The organism is Nocardia sp. CA-120079, from assembly GCF_050955745.1.
In the GTDB taxonomy this organism is placed as follows: domain Bacteria; phylum Actinomycetota; class Actinomycetes; order Mycobacteriales; family Mycobacteriaceae; genus Nocardia.
Map to the genome: position 1 here is coordinate 7,308,837 of NZ_CP192088.1, position 17,770 is coordinate 7,326,606.

Sequence of the window (17,770 nt, forward strand, 5' to 3'; positions counted from 1 at the left end):
TGTGCCGCGTCGAGATCCAGGCGTTCACGCTCGACGGATATCACGGGGACTGGTACCGAAACGATGCCGGAAGGCAGTACTGAATGCGCTGGCGGAGCTGAAGCCCAGTTCGACTGCGAGAGTGGTGATGTTCCGATCGCGATACGCGGGGTCCTGCAGTCGCAAGTAGGCGAGCCGCAGGCGTTCTTCCTTGATGAGCTCGCGCGGTGTCGTACCGGCCCGCTGCAGAGCGACCTGGATCTGACGCAATGACCAGCCGAGAGCGTGCGCAACGCCGGCGCCGGTCAGTTCGTAGTCGTGGGCGTGTGTCCGGACGTAGTGCCGGATTGCGGATTCCACATCCTCGAGGTGACTGGATTCGGTGGGGTGGTCACCGAGGATGTGCATGCAGAGTAGATCGACCAACCGTCCGGATACAGCATCGAATTGGCGGCGGCCGAGAGAGTCGCGCTCGGCGACCAAAGCGGTGGCCATGTCGGCGACAACTCGTCCGAGTCCCGTGGTGAAATCCCAGAGCTGTGCGGGCGGCGCGGCGCGATTGAGGCGGTGATCGATCTCGCTCCGCCGGATGGTCATGACCAAACCCTCGGTGTCGTCGGCCTGGGCGTAGCCGAACGGTTGGTCGACGGTCACCAGGCAGCCGATACCTGGTGGCAGCGGCACGTGCCGACCGTCCTGCCAGATCGTCATCCGCCCGGTGACGGGCAGCAGTAAACGGTAGTCGTCATCGGAGTCGACACGCACCTGCCCGGGGGTGCGATAGTAGGCCACGGCATCGCACTGCCATCCGACAATCTGGTAGTTACCGGTACGTCGTAGCACGGTGCGTCCATGGAAGTCCCGGCGTGGGAAGGCGTATCCGAAAAGTCGGCGCTGATGGGAGTGGAGCACCGCGGCCCAATAATCGGTGCGTTCGTGCGGTAGGACCGACTCCGTTGTCACGGACTCGATGAGATCGGTCCCCTCTGTCATCCCTCAGCTCCTGGTGGCGATATATGCCTGTCGAGCACACCGTCCGGGAGGCACGGTGGTGACTTCGGCGCACAGGAACAATTCTTGTGCGCTCAGCTGAAGGCGGGGCTCGATGCAGCACCTTTACGTTGTCATTCCAGCACGGCACCGCCGCAACGACAACCTGAGCATGCGGCCGATAACGAGGTCCGAAACCAGATGGATGACAAACAGGTTGAGCAGCCGGGCGCCACAAGGGACGACATCTGGCAACGGCGCGGGGAGCGGCGGCTGGCGTCCGCTTGGCGAATGCTGCTCACACATCTGGGCAGCATCGTCACCCAGCCTGGGGATCTGGTGTTCGCCGGGGACGCCGATGGGCATCTGCTCCCCGCACTGGACCAGCGATGACCACCGGCCACAAACCGATCGGCACACCCATATCTGCTGGGTCGCAGCCCATTTCCCCGGACTCGAGCACACCGTGGTCGCGAATGCCGGGGGCGGGTTTCCCGATCGAGATCACCGAACTCGGCGACCGAATCTCCCAGGTGGCCCCGGATCGAAACGATGACGGGTCGGAATCGGCCAGCACCACGTGGTGGATCCTGCTCGATTGCACGCTCGTCGCGAACCTGGCGCAATCCAGCAGGCGGTCGGCACCCTGGTGAGTGTCACTATCCCACCCGACTTCCCGGACTGGCTGACACGCTGGGTGATCGGCCACTTCCCGGTCGGTAAACCCAAGGACATCCGCGCCGCAGCCGACGCCTGGGCACGCTCGGCCGAACGTCTCAAAGTCACACTGGCGCACCTCGAACGACTCGCACGCGACGTGCCAGCGGCGATCCAGGGCGAGGCCGGCGAGGCGATCCAGAAACAGCTGAAAACCGAGATCGCCAACACACGCAATCAAATCGAATTCGCCGACGGCATGGCCACCCTGCTCTACGACTCGGCCAACGCGATCGAACTCGAGCAGTACATCGTCATCGGCATCGCAGCGGTGCTACTGGCCAACCTCCTCATCGATACCGCCGTACCGATGAAAGCCGCCAGCGACCGCATCGCCGCCGACGTCGCCGCCACCGCCGCCCGCCGCGACACCCTCGCCTTCATGTTCCAACGCATCGCCGCCTTCATGCAGCGATTCCCCGGCATGGGGCTCGCCATTCGCGCGACCATCATGGGCGCGGCCTCCATGGGCGGCGTCGTCGCCGGTGCGCAATATGCCCAAATCCTGCAGGGCCACGGCAAACCCGGTCGGCGTACCAGCATGGATTGGAGCCAAGTCTGGGTGGCGGCGACCGCCAGTGGCGCGGGTGGCTTGGCAGGTGCCCTGGCTACCCGCGCGGTGCTGCCCGCGCTCACCCGCGTCGCGGCCAATGCCGCGACACCGGCGGGACGCACGACGGGACGCGTTGTGGCCGTCGTGCTCGCCAGTGCCACCGGCGGAGCCGCGGGTGGGGCCGGTGCCGCGGTGGTCGTAGCCGAGCTCACCGACACCGAACTCACCGGCCGAAACCTCGCCGAGATGGTCATGATGGGAGTCGGCAGCGGGGTCGTCGCAGGTGTCAGCGCGGCGGTGCGCGCCACCCGAGCCATGAACGCCGCCGAGCTCCCTGAGGGGACCGGCCCCGAGCTCGGCCGGTCCGGCTCCGATAGCTCGCGTGACGGTCTCGCAGTCCGATCAGCGCCCGAGTTGGCGAGGCCGCACAGCAGCACCGACACACCGCGAGCACATGAGGAGACCTCCCCGGCGATCGGCGGATCCCGAAATGACAGCTCGCAGGACGTGCTCTCGGTCCGATCGGAACCCGAATCGACCGATCAGCACGCCGTCGGCGACGGTGACGCACCCTGGCAACGACCTGAGGAGACCATCGACAAGATCGGCGAGCCATACGAGGAGGCCTTCGAAAGACTCGATAAGGGTGGCCCTTCGGATCCCAACCAACCGCCGCCGGACGCGCCGCATGGCACGCCTGCATCGCCGACCTCCCCCGGTAGTACACCCGAAGCCGGCCACGGCTGGAGTTCCTGGGACGATGCCCTGCGAGCACTCACCGATGACGCCTTGCAAGGCCACACCGAGCGCAGCTTCGGAGCCGCACCGGCCGATCCCATGGCCACACCGGGAAGGCTACAAGGGCTACTCACCGAGGGCACTTTCGCAGGCGCACCGGCCGATCGGACGGCCACGCCGGGAAGCTTGTTGTCGACCGGCCATCCCGGCACCGCCCAATTCAGCCGACCTGATGCTGCGCCGATGAACCTGGCAGGAGACGTCCGCGCCGCCGACAGCCAGCCGGGATCGGTGCTGACAATGAGTGCCGACACCCATGCCGAGAACGTCCCCCACGTCGCTTCCGCCAAAGATCTCGGCGGCACCGGCGGCGGCAACGGGCCGGACGTCACGGCGGGATCACTTGGCTCGCAAGGGAATTCGCCGACCGGAGGCGGACCCGGTTCGCGACCGCCCGTGACCGGGAAAGGGCCCGGCCAACTATCGCCGGACCCCGACCTGCTCAACCTCGATTTCTTCGACTTCGAGTCCGCTCCGAACGAGCCGGTCGCAGCGGCCGACAACTCCCCCACGGCGACGTCGCGCGCCACAGGCACCGCACCGGTCGAACCAGGGCTGGGCAGCGAGTCCGGCCCGACGCCATCGCCCGCCCCGATGGAGACGAAGAGCCCGACCGCGCAGGCGGGGGCAACACCTGGTCCCGGCGTCGCACCGGCAACACCCACTGCCACACCTGCGGCCAACGCACCCCACGCAAACCCACCACAGCACCCCAACGCCACACCACCTCAGCAACCCCACGCCACACCACAGGGCAGCCCACGACAGCAACCGCACGTCAACCCGCAAGCCGCGCAAGCCAACACACCGCAACCCCACGCCGCAGCGCAAGCCAACACACCGCAACCGCTACCCAACCAACAAGGGGCACAAGCACACTCGCCGCTACAGCCACATGTCGCAACGTCGCCTCCCAGCCCTGCGGTGAACAACCTTGCAGACCAGGCGATCCCACCGGCGGCACTGGCCAGCGCAGCGGCACTGAGCGGGCACGGGCCATCGAATCCCGATGCCGCTTCGGAACTCTCGGCACCCCTGCCCGCCCTGTCCGGCGGGCACCCCGCCGACAACGACCAAACTCCCAGCGATCCCAGGGAATTCCCCGACCAGAACGAGATCGGGACCGTCGTCAAACCCCCGATGCCCAGCTACGTCCCCGCACAACCACAAGTGGACGAATCTCCATACAAAGAGGCTGAGCGACACCCCGAAAGGCCGGGCACCACCTACACCCGCCCCGGCCAACCCGACCCACCACACGGCCCACCCCCCAACGCAATCCCGATCGTCCCGCACCCCACCGCACCCGCGATCCCCGACACCGGATCAGCCATACCACTCACCGACCGACCACAGGTCCCGATCCCCGACACGGCCATCCCCGGCGCACCCGCCGAAGACGAACGCGGGCAGAAGCTTCTCGTACACGACTCCGAACCACCCCGGCCCCGTCACAACAACAACCCAGCACCACACCTACCCGCCGCACCCGCCGACCGCCCCACCGAACTCAACCCACCCTCCCACTACGCCACCACACCCAACCCCCAAACCCCCGGCGCCCCAACCGACCCCGGCGGGAGACCGCAACTCAACCGCGACAGCACCCAATACATCCCCGACCCCACCATCCAACCCACGCGCGGCGGCACCCCCGCCACCAGCCTCGCAGGGCCGTTGCCGGAACCAGTGGTCGCCGCACGCCCAGTCCCCATGGCCTCGGCAGACAAGCCCAAAAGGGGCAAACGCAAACAAGACACGCCCCCACCACCGCCTCCACCCGAACCGCTTGTCGGCCGGAATCAGGAAGGCCGTGCGTTCCGGCTGCCCGGTAAGCGAAGGAAACATTCGGCTGCCGGCGCGTCCGCCGAACCCGGACAGACGCCGGCCGCCGAATCGGCACCGTCATCGCCCGCCGAGCCGTCCCAAGAACCCGAAGAGTCGGTTTCGCCGAAGCAATTGCTCACCACCAACAAGGCATACCGAAACGGGTTGTACATTCCGAATGCCGTCTCCAACATAGGTTTCAGCATTCAGGAGTCGGCCCTACCACTGGCGATGCTGGAACTGACCCATTCGCCGGTGGCCGCGGGCTTCACCGTATTCGCCCCCATGGCAGCGAGGGCTTTGTCCGAGCCCCTGGCGGGCTATGCCGCAGACTTCCATGACCGCGTCAAGATAATGCTGGCCGCGCAGTGGGCAAGTGTCACGGCCGCTACCGGCGCCGCTACCGCGGTGGCCCTCGGGGTCCCGCATATCGGCCCGGTACTCACCGGGACAACCCTCGTCGAGGGGGTTGCGGCGACGTTTTACCTGCGCAGTCTCCTGCGTACGGTTCCAGATCTGGTCACACCCGAACAGCTGACGGCAGCGAACCGCATGGCGGAAATAGATCGTTATGTCGCTGGTACCGGTGGGCGCGCGCTCGGGCCCATCGTGCTGAATGTGGCGAATTGGCTGCCCTTTGCGGCGAACGGCGTCTCATCTCTATGGAACCTGGCTGCACTGTCTCGGCTACCAGAGTCTCTCCCCCCGCATGCCCCAAAGGGCCGCCACGCATTCCGCGACATATTCACCGATGTTCGCGACGGCGCGCGGGCAGTCTTAGATGAACCATTTCTTCGTGAATACACCCTGGTCATAACTGCCACCAATGCGGCGTTCGGAATGCTGAGCCTCCGCACGGCCGCCATCATCGACGAGGCCCAAATGCACGCATTGGCCACCGCGGCGGTCGTCAGTGCCGGTGCTGTCGGTGGCGTAATCGGCGGGCTGCTGCCGAAGAAGGTGATCAGCACGGCCAAGATCAACCTACTGTTCCCGGCAGCGCTGTCCGGCTTCGCAGCAGTCGCCGCACTGCAAGCGGCAACTGCCAACCCCTTCATCGTGGCGGTTGGCTCACTCGGCACAGCGGTAATCGGTGTCGGCATGAATGTACGGGTGGCGGGGCACGTACAACAGGCCGTTCCCAAGAAGCTCTGGGCCCGGGCGAACAGCGCGACATCTCTGGTCATGTACTCCGGAGCGGCCGCTGGTCCGCTGCTGGGCGGCGCCGTGCTTTCGACACAGGGAATCTTCATCCAGGGCTGGATGGCGGCTGGCATCGTCGGTGCGGCCGCCGTCGGGGTCGCCGCGCACCGTGCCGCGACCATCGGTGGCGCCGCACATCAGCTGATCAGACGCGTGTTCGGTCTGCACCAGCGCGGATCCGAAACGCTGCCGGTAAGCGAGACAGAAAGCAGCGGTGCCCATTCCGATTCCACCCGCGCGGACGGCACCGATCCGTTGGTCGAGCTGATCAGTGACGTGAACCCATTGGGCAACGGGAACAACTGTGCCGAATGCGCGATCGTCACCGACCTCAGAATCGACGGCCGTACCAACATGGTCGCCGCACCATCGACAACGGGTCGAACCGGCGGCCGCGATACCGACGGCAGACATGACCTACCGTTTATCGAGGCCCACTACCAGACGACATTCCGACCCGTCCGGAGTTTGACCGACGTCGAAGACGAATTGATCGAGGGCGACCACCTGGCTCGCGGCATCATCGTCTACTACGACCACTCCCGGCTGGACGACAAGCAGCAGCCGACGGCACACGCGGTGAACGTGGTCAACGACGACGGCACCATCCGCTACCTCGACGGCCAATACGGCCGCGACGTGACTACCGACCTGCGCGCGACCGGCAATCGACTCACGGTGCCGGAGCGCCAGATCGACAGCAACCGACCACCGATCGAAGCATATTTCCTACGGACCGACGGCCGATACACCGGATTCCAGCATGGCGCACCCCACATCAGAAGGCCCGCACCGAACCGACCGATCATCACGGGGACCGACGCCACACCTGATTCGGAGCAGGCGAATAGCTGGCTTGCACAGGCGCGCGCACTTCGCGAACGGGGTCCCGGATCGTGAGGAACCGCGGCACCGGGCCCAGCCGCCACAACGACACGCTCTCGACTGGGTTCCGTCGGATGGCGGTCCAAAGGTGACGAGGCGGTGGCTCGAATCCGCAACGGCATCGGCTGGATTCATCTGTGGCACGATCCGGTCAGCTCGTGGCGACCCAGGCAATCTGCCCCGTGATCCCGGCGATCCACCGCACCCGGCGAAACCAGGTCCCGGCCTTCCCTCACGGGAATGCACACGATCGCACGGCAATCGCGGTACCGATGCCCCACCGGGGGCCGTCATCCCGGCCGCCGCAGCCTGATCGGTTGAACACCCAGGCAATCTCCGGCTCGCTGTGGACACCTTCCAGGTGTCGATCATCGCCACCGCGACCACCACACCCTGCTCACTCACCCGTACCGGTGTACGCGAACGGTGGTGCGCCGGAAGGACTTCGGTCCCGAAGTCGTGGCGAACGGCATCCCACAAGGTATACGCGAATGGGTCCAACAGCGCGGGCCCGGCGGCAGCAATACGCCAGCATTCGGCGTGCTCACGAGGTCAGGTGCCCCACCCTGATCGCCAGGAGATTCGCTACCAGGACGGCGACGAAGACGACCGCGACCCATCGGTAGCCAATGGCCCACAGTCCGACCGCGGCACTGCCGAAAACCACGACCTTGGTGACGACCGCGAGTGGTGGGCTGTCGAATGTCGCATTCGGCGCCGCGAACAGGCCCCAGGCCAGCGCCGCGAGGAGTGGCAAGCCCACAGCCAACACGAGCTTGACCGGAGTCACAGTGGCGGTCTTCCAGCCCCACAGTCCCAGCGCCCCGAGCGCGACCAACTCCATCCCGAATGCCAGCGTGAGGTTGGCCCATTTCCAGACTTCCTGCATGTCCGTTCTCCCATGAGTCGCCGAGAGCATCGCTCTCTAATGAGAGCAGTGTGCATGGTTCGTTCAGCTTCGTCAACTCCGTTTGCCGCAAGCCCCTGCGACTGTTGCTGTGGCGGATGCACTTTCGGCCCGCGCGCTAGGTTGAGTCCAGTTGGTCACGGCATTGGGCCGCTCCGTCGACGCTCGTTCGTCGCACCCTTTTGCAACCGGCTCCCTCCGCCAGGGGATACGCGGCGTCCTCGGATTGGGCAACGATGGGGATGGGGCCGAGATTATAGATGTGTCGTCGCGGATACTTCTGGAGTTCGGCGAAACCGCGTAGAATTCCAGCAGGTCGGGACAGCATTTGGAGCCCTATCATGACCGAGAGAAAGAATTCACACACGAAGTTCACCCGGTTGGCGACGGCCGCCGGTATAGCCGCAGTTGCCGCGATTCCGGTCGTCGCAGCCGCGGCGCAAGCGCCTACCGCGCGCGCAGCGACGCCCACGTCCGCAACCCAACTCGTCGACAGCCCCGGTTGGGGCGGCGGTGGCTGGGGTTGGGGCGGCGGCGGTTGGGGCCACGGCGGCGGTGGCTGGGGTTGGGGCGGCGGTGGCTGGGGCCACGGCGGTGGCTGGGGTTGGGGCGGCGGCGGCTGGGGCCACGGCGGTGGTTGGGGCGGCGGCGGTTGGTGGAACCCATTCGGCTGGGGCGGCTGGGGAAGCTTCTAGCGCCGGTGACCGAGCCCGGACACGCACGGCGTGCCGGGCTCGGTTGCATCAGTACCGATCATGTGAAGCCAGGTTCGACCAACCGGGCTGGCGCTGGTGACGAGATGAAGATTGTTTGTATCGGCGGCGGGCCGGCCGGGTTGTACTTCGCTATTTCGATGAAGCGGCGCGACCCGGCCCACGACATCACGGTGATCGACCGCGATCCCCCCGGGTCCACCTATGGCTGGGGTGTCGTGTACTGGGACGACCTGCTCGACATTCTGTATCGGAATGACCCCGACAGCGCCCAAGCGGTGCGCGCCGGGTCGGTCCTATGGCGTGAACAGGCAATCCATGTGCGCGACGACCAGATCGCACATTTCGGGGGCTACGGGTTCAGCATGGGACGCGCGGCATTGCTCGACGTGCTTTCCCACCGGGCGAGCGACCTGGGCGTCGATATCCAGCACGGGCGAGAGGTCCACGAGCTGTCCGGCTTCGAAGACACCGATCTCATCGTCGCCTCCGACGGCGCGAACAGCCGGGTACGGCTGCTGGGCAATCACCGTTTCGGCACGTCCGTCACACTCGGCGAGAATCGATATATCTGGCTCGGTACCGACAAGGTCTTCTCCCGATTTACCTTCGCCTTCGAACACACCTCGGCAGGTTGGATCTGGTTCCATGCCTACCCATCGGTTGCCGAAAAAATCAGCACCTGCATCGTTGAGTGCCAACCGCATACCTGGCACGGACTGGGATTCGATGCCATGGACAACCTCGAGAACTTGCGTGTTCTGGAGAACATCTTCACGCGCCCTCTCGACGGTCACTCGTTGATCAGCAAGACACGAGGCGAGTTCGCAAGGTGGAGCCGCTTTCCCGAGGTAACCAACACGACCTGGTATCACGACAACGTGGTGCTGCTCGGCGATGCAGCGCACACGACGCACTTCACCATCGGTTCGGGCACCCGGTTGGCAATCGTCGACGCCGTCGTACTCGCGCAGAGCCTGTACGAACATGCCGAGGTCGCCGACGCGCTGGAGAACTACGATGCGCAAGGGCGCGCTGCGCTGCGCCCGATACAGGCCGCCGCCCGTGCCAGCATGATGTGGTTCGAACACGCCGACCGGTATCTCGACCGCAGCGCCGTGCAGTTCGCCTATGCGATGGCGGCTCGGCACGGGCTGCAAATGCCGTGGCGATATCAGCTACACCTGCTCACACAGGTACCCACTGTGCGCAAGATCCGGCGCGCCATCGACTCCGGACAGCGGTGGTGGCGGGCCGGCCGACGGGGGGAACTCGCGATGACACTGCCCTCGCCACGGCGCCCACCCGAACCGATCCCGACCGATCAGTCGATGATCTGATCCCGCACAAGCCGGGTCACCGCCGGAAGACCGTCGTATCCCGAAACGGACAAAACCAGGGTCGAACTGACTGTGTCCGATCATGTTGCACCGCAACAGATTCAGCGTCAGCTTGATCGAGCACCGCATGCAGCAGGACGCGGACCCAGGACCACGACGAGCTCGGGCAGACCGTGAGGTCGACGGTGCGGTGAGTGCGGCAGCGCTGGCATCCATTCGAGGAGTCGTTTGCACAGAATTAACGTGCAGGGCACATGACCGCGGCCGACAGCACTCCGCCGACCACTAAAATCAATGACGCGTCTACCACACGACATCGGCGTCACCGCAAGAGCGCAGCGGCTCTATCGGTTCCTAGCGCCCGCAGATTCCAACAGACCATACAAGCGTCGCGGCACCATCCCATCGCCTGAATCGGCAATCTGTCCTGAACCCAGCGACAACGCGGAGACCCTTATGTCCCACGCCGACCTGAAACCTGCCCGCCACCTGAACGTCCGCATCATGACACCGGGCCAACTCGGCAGCGGCACATCCCCCGACCCGGCAACGCTGTCGCAAAGAATTCCGTTATCGGGCGACACCGGGCCATCTCGGCAACTCAGCTCGCTCGACGTCGTGCTCCTCGATGCCGAATCACCCACCATGCTGCTCCATGTCGGAGCGGTCACGCTGCTGGAGCCACCCGGAACAGGTAGCCCGCTGAACGTCACGATACTGCGGCGGTTGATGGCGAGCCGACTACATCTGGTCGCACCCCTGAGGTGGCGATTGCGCACCGTCCCATTAGGTCTCGACCTCCCCTACTGGGAAGACAGCGACACCATCGACCTCGGATATCACGTACGCGATACACGCCTACCCGAAGGTTCGACCGATGTAGCGCTGGCCGATCTCGCCGCCCGCCTACACACCCAGCCCCTGGACCGAAATCGACCACTGTGGGAATGCCACCTGATCTCGGGGTTGCCCCAAGGCCGCCAAGCCATCTACACCAAAGTGCACCACGCACTGATCGATGGCGTGTCCGGAGCCGAGGTCATGGCAGCAGTCTTCGATATCGTGCCCGAATCCCAGCCCGTACCGCCACCGCCCGACGGGCTCCGCTTGGGACGAACGCCCAATCCCGCTGAAATACTCGGCCGCGGCATCGCACACACGATGACCCGCCAAGCCGATCGGATGCGCCTACCGCTTCGCCTGGGACCGATGCTGCCGAACGCACTCACCGACATACCCAAAGCCAATCCCACACTGCCCGGTAATCACCCCAACGGCCCCGACCGGTCCTTCGCCTTCGCCTCGCTATCACTCGACACCGTCAAACAGATCAAGAACAGCTTCGGCGGCACCGTCAACGATGTGGTAATGACATTGTGCACCACCGCATTTCGCCGCTGGCTACACGACCACGACGCAGCAGCCGACGACCCCGCCGTGGCCGCGATCCCGGTATCGGTGCGCACCCAGGAGCAACTCGGCACCGCGGGCAACCAATTCTCCATCATGTTGTGCGAACTACCGATCGGCGAACCCGACCCACAGCACCGCATGAAACTCACCCACGCCGCGATGCTGGCCGCCAAAGATCGCTTCCAAGCCACCCCACCGACCCTGCTGCACTACGCCACCGCGGCCCTACCTCAGATCCTGCACGGCCTGGCCACCCGCCTGCTCCTACGCGTCGCCGCCCCCGCACTCCCCCTGGCCAACATGATCGTCTCCAACGTGCCCGGACCGCAGATACCGTTGTACGCCGCAGGAATTCGAGTGGCCGGGACCTACCCCATCTCCGTACTCACCGACCTTTCAGGCCCACTCAACATCACCGTCATGTCCTACAACGGCCACCTCGACTTCGGCATCCTCGCCTGCACCGACACCATCCCCGACGTCTGGAACATCGCCGCCTACCTACAAGACGCACTCGACGAACTAGCCCCATAACCGCTCACCCACCGGCGATGTACAGAGATCCGGAGACTGGGTCGTGATCGAACCCGTCGGGCGTTCTCGGGTTTACAGCGAATCGAATCGCTCTCGCTCCAGTCGCTCTCACTCCAATCGTTCGAGCTTCGCCTGCTCCTTCCCCCAGGCCCGATAGCGTTCGAAATAGTCGACCAGGGGGCGCAACGTGTTCCGCGTCCGTGCCAACTCGGGACCGAACTGCCGGACGATTGCGCGATGGCCTCCAGTGTCGGCGCGACCGCATCCGCGAAACGTTTCGCACCACGCAGATTCGCGCCGTACAGATTCAGGGCGTTTCCGTGTCGTCAGTCGAGTGGCGCGACCTCGGATGTACCGCGCAGGCAACCGCCCCCTCGCCGCCGCCCACTACCAGCCGAACTCCGCGACCTTCCTAGGGGTGGAGAATCTGCGGCTGAGGCGACTGCGAGAACCGGTCGCCGCTCCTACACCACGGCGTAGACGGTATTCAGGTCGACCAGCATGGGGCTGTCGACTTCCTTCGGCCGCTGCCCGAGGCCGATCCCCACAGCCTGCAGGTTCTCATCGAATCCCGCTCCGCTGTAGCAGGTCAGGATGGTTTGGGTGGTGTCATATCCCTTGGCCGCCAACAATTCTCGCGCACGCCGCAAGCGGTCCACATGCCCGACGGTCATCGTGCGGTCCCATTTGACCTCCCCCAGAGACAGGATGCGTCGCGGTCGTCCGGTCTCCTCTGGCGCCAACACCGCGACATCGACCTGAATCTGCCGCTTGTCACGCGGATCGCTGACTGTCGCGGCCGCCACATGCCCGGGCAACGCACCGAACACCTCAGACCCCACCGACATCGCCCAGTCCCGGCAGATTCCCTCGAAATGCGGGCCCACCACCTGCGACAGGAACGTGGCACGCGAATTACGCCATGCCGCTTCGAGGTTCCCACGCTCCAACCGGGTCCATTCCCGCCGCATGATCGCCTCGTAGAACACGATCAGCGGCTCGGCCACCCGATACACAGATTTGCCCCGATTGAATGGATCCGCCTCTCGGATGACCAGCTGCGCATCTTCGAGCACCGATAACGGATGCCCGATGTCGGTGGAACTGCGGCCGATCGTGTTCGCGATACCACCGCGTGTCGTGTGCCCGCCCGCGATCGCTCCCAGCACCGCGTGATACAGCGCCACATCCCGGATGTCGGTCTCCTCCGCCAACAGATACCGCGCCTCGCGGAACAGCGGCACCTGTGGGTTGAGCACCGTCCGCAATACCCAGGAATCGAAATCCTGCAGGGACGCCGGTGCATCACCCGCGACGAACTCACGCCGATACGCCGGCGTCCCACCCACGATCGAATGCACCAATACCGCCAACCGCGGATCCTTGATCCCCCAGAACCGCGCCGACTCCCGATAATCGAGCGGCTTGACGATCAACTCCAAACTCGCCCGCCCACGCAACGGCGCACTGCCGGCCAGCAACCGCCCCATCACCGACATCGCCGAACCACACAACAACACCCGCGAACCCGCCCGCCGTGCATAACCGCGAGGGTCGAGCGCGCGCTGCAACACCGACGGCAACGACGGACTGACCTTGGTCAGATACGGAAACTCATCGATGACAACCAGCCCATCCCCCACCACCGCGAACAACCGCTCCAACGCCTCGTCCCAATCCCGGAACGCATACCGGCCACCACCGGCATGCGCGGCCACAGCCGCGCCGAAACCGTCCAGCGCCTCGATCTCCGTCGCATCGGTCGCCGTAAAAAAGAAACCCCCCACCACGTCGGCCAACGCATCCAGTAAGTAAGTCTTGCCCTGCCGCCGCCGCCCGCTGACGATCCCCAACCGCACATCCGGACTCGGCGAGGTCACGAACCGCACCAGTCCGTCCCATTCGCGGTCACGGTCGAACACCCGGTCCGGCTTCACCAAGGCTGCCATAGATAGAAGTATACTTCTAATAAGTACACTTCTATAGAAACTGAACCACTCGGGAACAACCGTGCATCGTGACGCAGCCGTTGCGACTCACCACGATCGGTGCTACGGCGCCCCAATGTCCAATCCCGCACTGAAACCCGGCACAGCCGGGCAACCCCAGATCCGGAAACTCGCCGACGGCCGCCACGAAGCGCGGCTACTGTGCCGCAACAACTTTCGTGATTTACCGAAGCGCAACTATCCAGCGAATCCGGGCATGTTTATCCGGGCTACAGGCTGGCGCCGAGCCAGTGCGCGAACCCGAGCAGGCCCTCGGATTGGCGGGCGCTGGGCGGCGGCGATCCCGTACACCGTTTCGCGCACCGTGTGAAAATCACGTTTAGGGCGGACTAAAGCCGCCCGCGTGTACAGACCCCTTTAGCCGAGGTATGGCGCGCATCGCCCCTCCAGGTAGTGGGTCAGCCTGAGTCGCTGCGTGTGGTGCATGTCGAGGCTGTCCAGTTCGGCAGGAGCTACGAACCGCAGTTCGGTGGACTCATCGGAGATCGCGAGCTCGCCCCCGATGACACGAGCCAGGAAGCACACATTGAACTGGCGTCGAACCTCGCCGTCGCTGTAGGCGATTACGTGGCGCGGATCGGTGTAAGTGCCGACGAGCCCGGTGATTTCGATGTCGAGACCGGTTTCTTCCTTGACCTCTCGTACCGCGCAGCCGGGGAGGCTGTCGGTCATCTCCATGCCGCCGCCAGGCAGTGCCCATAGGCCGCTGTCAGCGCGCCGTTGAAGCAGGATGCGGCCCATGGCGTCGCACACCACGGCGGAAGCCGCGACGACGAGACTGTTCGGCTCTGGTGCGGCTGGGTCGTCGTAGAACTCGGTGCGCGCCATCGGCTTACCCTTCCACCGGTTGTGAATGTCCTAGCATAAATTGATCGCCTTGATGCTCGATGACGCGAAGCTGTCGGCGCGGGTGACCGCCGATGTACTCCAGCACGCCGACCCGGCCATGCCCCAGCGCAAGTACATGCGCCGCGGCAAGGTCCACCACAACGCGGCGGCCGTGATCAACGAGGCGGTCATGGAGGGATTGCTTAGTACCGAGCAAGATCAACACGCGGACAGACGTGCGGCGACTTATCGACAATTTATCTACAAGTCTGAGCTCTAGAGTACGAATTAGGCCCCTGACCGGTAGGCTGAGTGCCTGGTCAGGGGCCTATTCTTGCTCCCCCATCTGGACTCGAACCAGAAACCTACCGTTTCTGAGTAGGCGATGTTTCTGACTTCCCGACAGTTCCCAATAATGCCCGTGAGCTGCATGGATACCGAAAATCAAGATCCCAACGAATCCCGTTGAATCCGGTTGATTCCCGTTGAAAGCGTGACGTTTGCGTGTCGTTGGTCGAGTTGGCCCGATGAGCGTCTGCAGTACACGCCGCGGGTCACGGCGCGTTGCCATAAACGGAAGATCCGTCACGGACGAGCCGATAGGACTCGGTGCCGAACGGCCGGAGAAGGGGTACCGGCCATGCCGTCACCACCAATGTCACTGAGCTGCAGACAACTCGAAGCTCGAACCATCAAACTCACAGCGAAAACCCGAAGCCGGGCGGCACCGCCACTCTCCGAAGAAGCAATCTCCGGCGTGTCAATCAAACGACACGCCGAAGATTCAAACGTTTCAGCAACTTATCAGCAAACTTTGCAAGCGCATCCGTAGTGCCCCACATCGTAGAGGCCACGGAGCACACAATGTTGAGATCCTCGCCGATCCATTCGGACCGGCGCCGCCCGCGCCGGCCCAGAGAATGCATGTCGGCGAGGATAGTTGAGTTCGGCGGCCTGAAGGCCGATGACGCCAAACGCTTGAAGGACCTCTGGTTGCGCCATCGGCAGCAGGTGGCCTCGGCGATCTTGCAGGGCCCGGCACACCTCGGCGACGTCCCTGTCCTCGCCCGCCAGCCGATCGGACAGGATCGCCTGGCAGATCGGCAAGGCCAAGGGGGCGCGTGGAAGGCATTGCGAAAGGGAGGTGTAACGCTGAGGCCAGCTGTCCGAAATCTTTAGCAGATCGACCTTGAGAGTATGGCACGAGGTCGGCCGGATATTTGCTATGGTTAACTAATAGTCAGCACACGTCGCAGGAGTAAATTTCAGAATGACCACCGGTGAGAACCCATACGGATTCTGGAGTTATGTTCACGCTGATGACGATGCCGAGGGGGGTCGAATCATACGGCTCAACGAGCGAATCAAGGCCGAATTTGAACTGATAACCGGCGGTGGACGGATAGATATATTTGTTGATCGTAGCGATATCCATTGGGGGAAGAAGTGGCGGACGGTAATTGACGATGCCCTCACGGAGACGGCATTCTTTATACCGATCGTGACCGCGCGCTATATTCAACGGCACGAATGTAGACGCGAGCTACTGCTCTTCTCCGCCAATGCGGCACGTCGGGGCGTTCCTGAACTCGTTCTTCCTATCCTCTATCTTCCTGTACCTGACCTTGACGAAAGCTCGACCGATGAAGTAAAGGCAATCTTGGCCGGGACTCAGTACGAAAGCTGGGCAGACCTCCGATTCGAGGATGAGGATAGCCCCAGCTATCGACGAGCGGTGAATAGGCCTGCAGCTCGCCTCGCGCAAATCGCAGACGAGATTTCCGCTCGTCCCGAGCAGGGCCCTATCGATGCCGAGGATGCGATGGCTGCATTGAAAATCCATTCGTCGATTGAACTTGCACCTGAGGATGATGCGCCCGGGATTCTTGATGCGATGGCAGAGGCTGAGACTGGATTCCCAGCGTGGACCGAGACGATGGGTGAATATCAACAAGCAATCGAGAAGATCACCGTGCTGCTCACCGACTATGGCTCCAAAATGGAGCTAGCAGGCAATACAAGTTCAGGCGCGAAACTCCTCGTCGCTAAGCGGTTCGCTTCGGACCTCGATCCTCTCGCCGATAACTTTAAGGAAATAGGTATCCGGTACCTCGACCAGGCAAAAGCTATGGACGGCAGCATCTCTGTGGTCCTGTCGCACGTAGGTCGTTCTGGCATTGGTGATTCCGAGCGAGAATCGTTTGCCGAATTTGGCAGCTTCCTGCGCGAAATAGCCGATAGCGGCCGCGAATCGATCACAGCTGTGGAAGGATTTCAAGCTGGCGCCGACGCGGTTGGCCGCATGAGCAAAGACATCCGGCGCCCGCTTAGGAAAGTGTCTCAGGGAGCGCAGAGTTTCCTGGACGGGCAGGAGTTCTTTGATGAGTGGGTCCGTCGTCTCGATGAAATCGAACCTGGGCTTTAAGGGCGCTACTCGAATCAGATCCATCAGTCGGCGTTGTTCCTGTTTGAAGCGCAACCAGGCGGACACCTCGCGGACGAAATCATGGGTTCAGGTCAAGGTCAACCAGGCGGTTCACTACGACGGACTCGGCTGCGTACACTGTCCGTTTCGGAGACAGAGGGGATTGCCGCGGTGAATGAGAGAAGGGTCGACGCTGACGACGCCGACCCGGTGTGGACGCGACTGATTGATCAACTGCAGTGGTACAGCACTAGAAGCCATGCGGCCCAACGGTCTTACAAGTGCGTCAAAGTCGGTCAGATCGCCGTCGGTGCTGCGGTCCCGGTCGTGGCTGCGCTCGCCGGACCTCCTGCAGTGACAGCTATCTTAGCTGCTGTCGTGGTCGTCGCAGAGGGAGCCCAGCAGCTGTTCCAGTGGCACGCTAACTGGATCTTGTATCGATCCACAGCAGAGTCACTCAAGCATGAGAAGTTTCTGTTCGTTGCTCGCGTCGGCCGCTACGGAGGGCCGGACCGTCGAGAAGTATTGGCTGAACGCATCGAAGCTCTTGTCTCACAGGAGAATACGCAATGGACCATCGCACGCGAACCGCAGAATCAGGACCAAATCATTCAGAGGCCCCCGCCTAACTGACCGGCTGTCGCGGTCA

The 17,770-nt window shown here is 63.8% G+C and carries 13 protein-coding genes; 9 read left to right on the forward strand and 4 right to left on the reverse strand.

Annotated features, from left to right (window positions below):
• Positions 1-24: 24 nt before the first annotated feature.
• On the reverse strand, positions 25-972 hold the full coding sequence (locus ACQPYR_RS33855; protein ID WP_433622911.1) for an AraC family transcriptional regulator: 948 nt from the start codon (positions 970-972) through the stop codon (positions 25-27).
• 198 nt (positions 973-1,170) lie between these two features.
• Here ACQPYR_RS33855 and ACQPYR_RS33860 point away from each other — a divergent pair, with 198 nt between their 5' ends.
• The 3 genes from ACQPYR_RS33860 to ACQPYR_RS33870 all read left to right on the forward strand — a co-directional run bounded on the left by ACQPYR_RS33860 (position 1,171) and on the right by ACQPYR_RS33870 (position 6,967).
• On the forward strand, positions 1,171-1,362 hold the full coding sequence (locus tag ACQPYR_RS33860; protein WP_433622912.1) for a hypothetical protein: 192 nt from the start codon (positions 1,171-1,173) through the stop codon (positions 1,360-1,362).
• An 83-nt stretch (positions 1,363-1,445) separates the two neighbouring features.
• Positions 1,446-1,622 carry a hypothetical protein gene (locus ACQPYR_RS33865; RefSeq protein WP_433622913.1) on the forward strand — a complete coding sequence of 59 codons (177 nt, stop codon included), beginning with the start codon at positions 1,446-1,448 and terminating at the stop codon, positions 1,620-1,622.
• Positions 1,619-6,967, forward strand: a complete 5,349-nt coding sequence (locus ACQPYR_RS33870; RefSeq protein WP_433622914.1) for an MFS transporter — start codon at positions 1,619-1,621, stop codon at positions 6,965-6,967. Before ACQPYR_RS33865 ends, ACQPYR_RS33870 begins: the two co-directional genes overlap by 4 nt.
• A 529-nt stretch (positions 6,968-7,496) precedes the next feature.
• Here the strand turns inward: ACQPYR_RS33870 and ACQPYR_RS33875 are convergent.
• On the reverse strand, positions 7,497-7,841 hold the full coding sequence (locus ACQPYR_RS33875) for a YrdB family protein (RefSeq protein WP_433622915.1): 345 nt from the start codon (positions 7,839-7,841) through the stop codon (positions 7,497-7,499).
• A gap of 359 nt (positions 7,842-8,200) precedes the next feature.
• Between ACQPYR_RS33875 and ACQPYR_RS33880 the strand changes: the two genes are divergently transcribed.
• From ACQPYR_RS33880 to ACQPYR_RS33890, 3 genes are all read left to right on the forward strand, one after another.
• Positions 8,201-8,554, forward strand: coding sequence for a hypothetical protein (locus ACQPYR_RS33880; RefSeq protein WP_433622916.1), 354 nt, complete (start codon positions 8,201-8,203; stop codon positions 8,552-8,554).
• A gap of 104 nt (positions 8,555-8,658) precedes the next feature.
• Positions 8,659-9,912, forward strand: a complete 1,254-nt coding sequence (locus tag ACQPYR_RS33885) for an FAD-dependent monooxygenase (RefSeq protein ID WP_433622917.1) — start codon at positions 8,659-8,661, stop codon at positions 9,910-9,912.
• A gap of 456 nt (positions 9,913-10,368) precedes the next feature.
• Positions 10,369-11,859, forward strand: coding sequence for a WS/DGAT/MGAT family O-acyltransferase (locus tag ACQPYR_RS33890; RefSeq protein WP_433622918.1), 1,491 nt, complete (start codon positions 10,369-10,371; stop codon positions 11,857-11,859).
• Positions 11,860-12,323: 464 nt separating this feature from the next.
• Here ACQPYR_RS33890 and ACQPYR_RS33895 read toward each other — a convergent pair whose 3' ends face one another.
• A complete protein-coding gene (locus ACQPYR_RS33895; protein ID WP_433622919.1) occupies positions 12,324-13,808 on the reverse strand; it encodes an AAA family ATPase in 1,485 nt (494 codons plus the stop codon).
• Between the two features lie 417 nt (positions 13,809-14,225).
• Positions 14,226-14,696 (reverse strand): NUDIX hydrolase, encoded by a 471-nt coding sequence (locus ACQPYR_RS33900; RefSeq protein WP_433622920.1) that lies wholly within the window; start codon positions 14,694-14,696, stop codon positions 14,226-14,228.
• Between the two features lie 40 nt (positions 14,697-14,736).
• Here ACQPYR_RS33900 and ACQPYR_RS33905 point away from each other — a divergent pair, with 40 nt between their 5' ends.
• The 3 genes from ACQPYR_RS33905 (at position 14,737) to ACQPYR_RS33915 (ending at position 17,754) form a co-directional block, all read left to right on the forward strand.
• Positions 14,737-14,976 carry a hypothetical protein gene (locus tag ACQPYR_RS33905; protein WP_433622921.1) on the forward strand — a complete coding sequence of 80 codons (240 nt, stop codon included), beginning with the start codon at positions 14,737-14,739 and terminating at the stop codon, positions 14,974-14,976.
• A 990-nt stretch (positions 14,977-15,966) separates the two neighbouring features.
• On the forward strand, positions 15,967-17,121 hold the full coding sequence (locus ACQPYR_RS33910) for a toll/interleukin-1 receptor domain-containing protein (protein ID WP_433622922.1): 1,155 nt from the start codon (positions 15,967-15,969) through the stop codon (positions 17,119-17,121).
• Between the two features lie 81 nt (positions 17,122-17,202).
• Positions 17,203-17,754, forward strand: coding sequence for a DUF4231 domain-containing protein (locus ACQPYR_RS33915; protein WP_433635316.1), 552 nt, complete (start codon positions 17,203-17,205; stop codon positions 17,752-17,754).
• Positions 17,755-17,770: the final 16 nt, after the last annotated feature.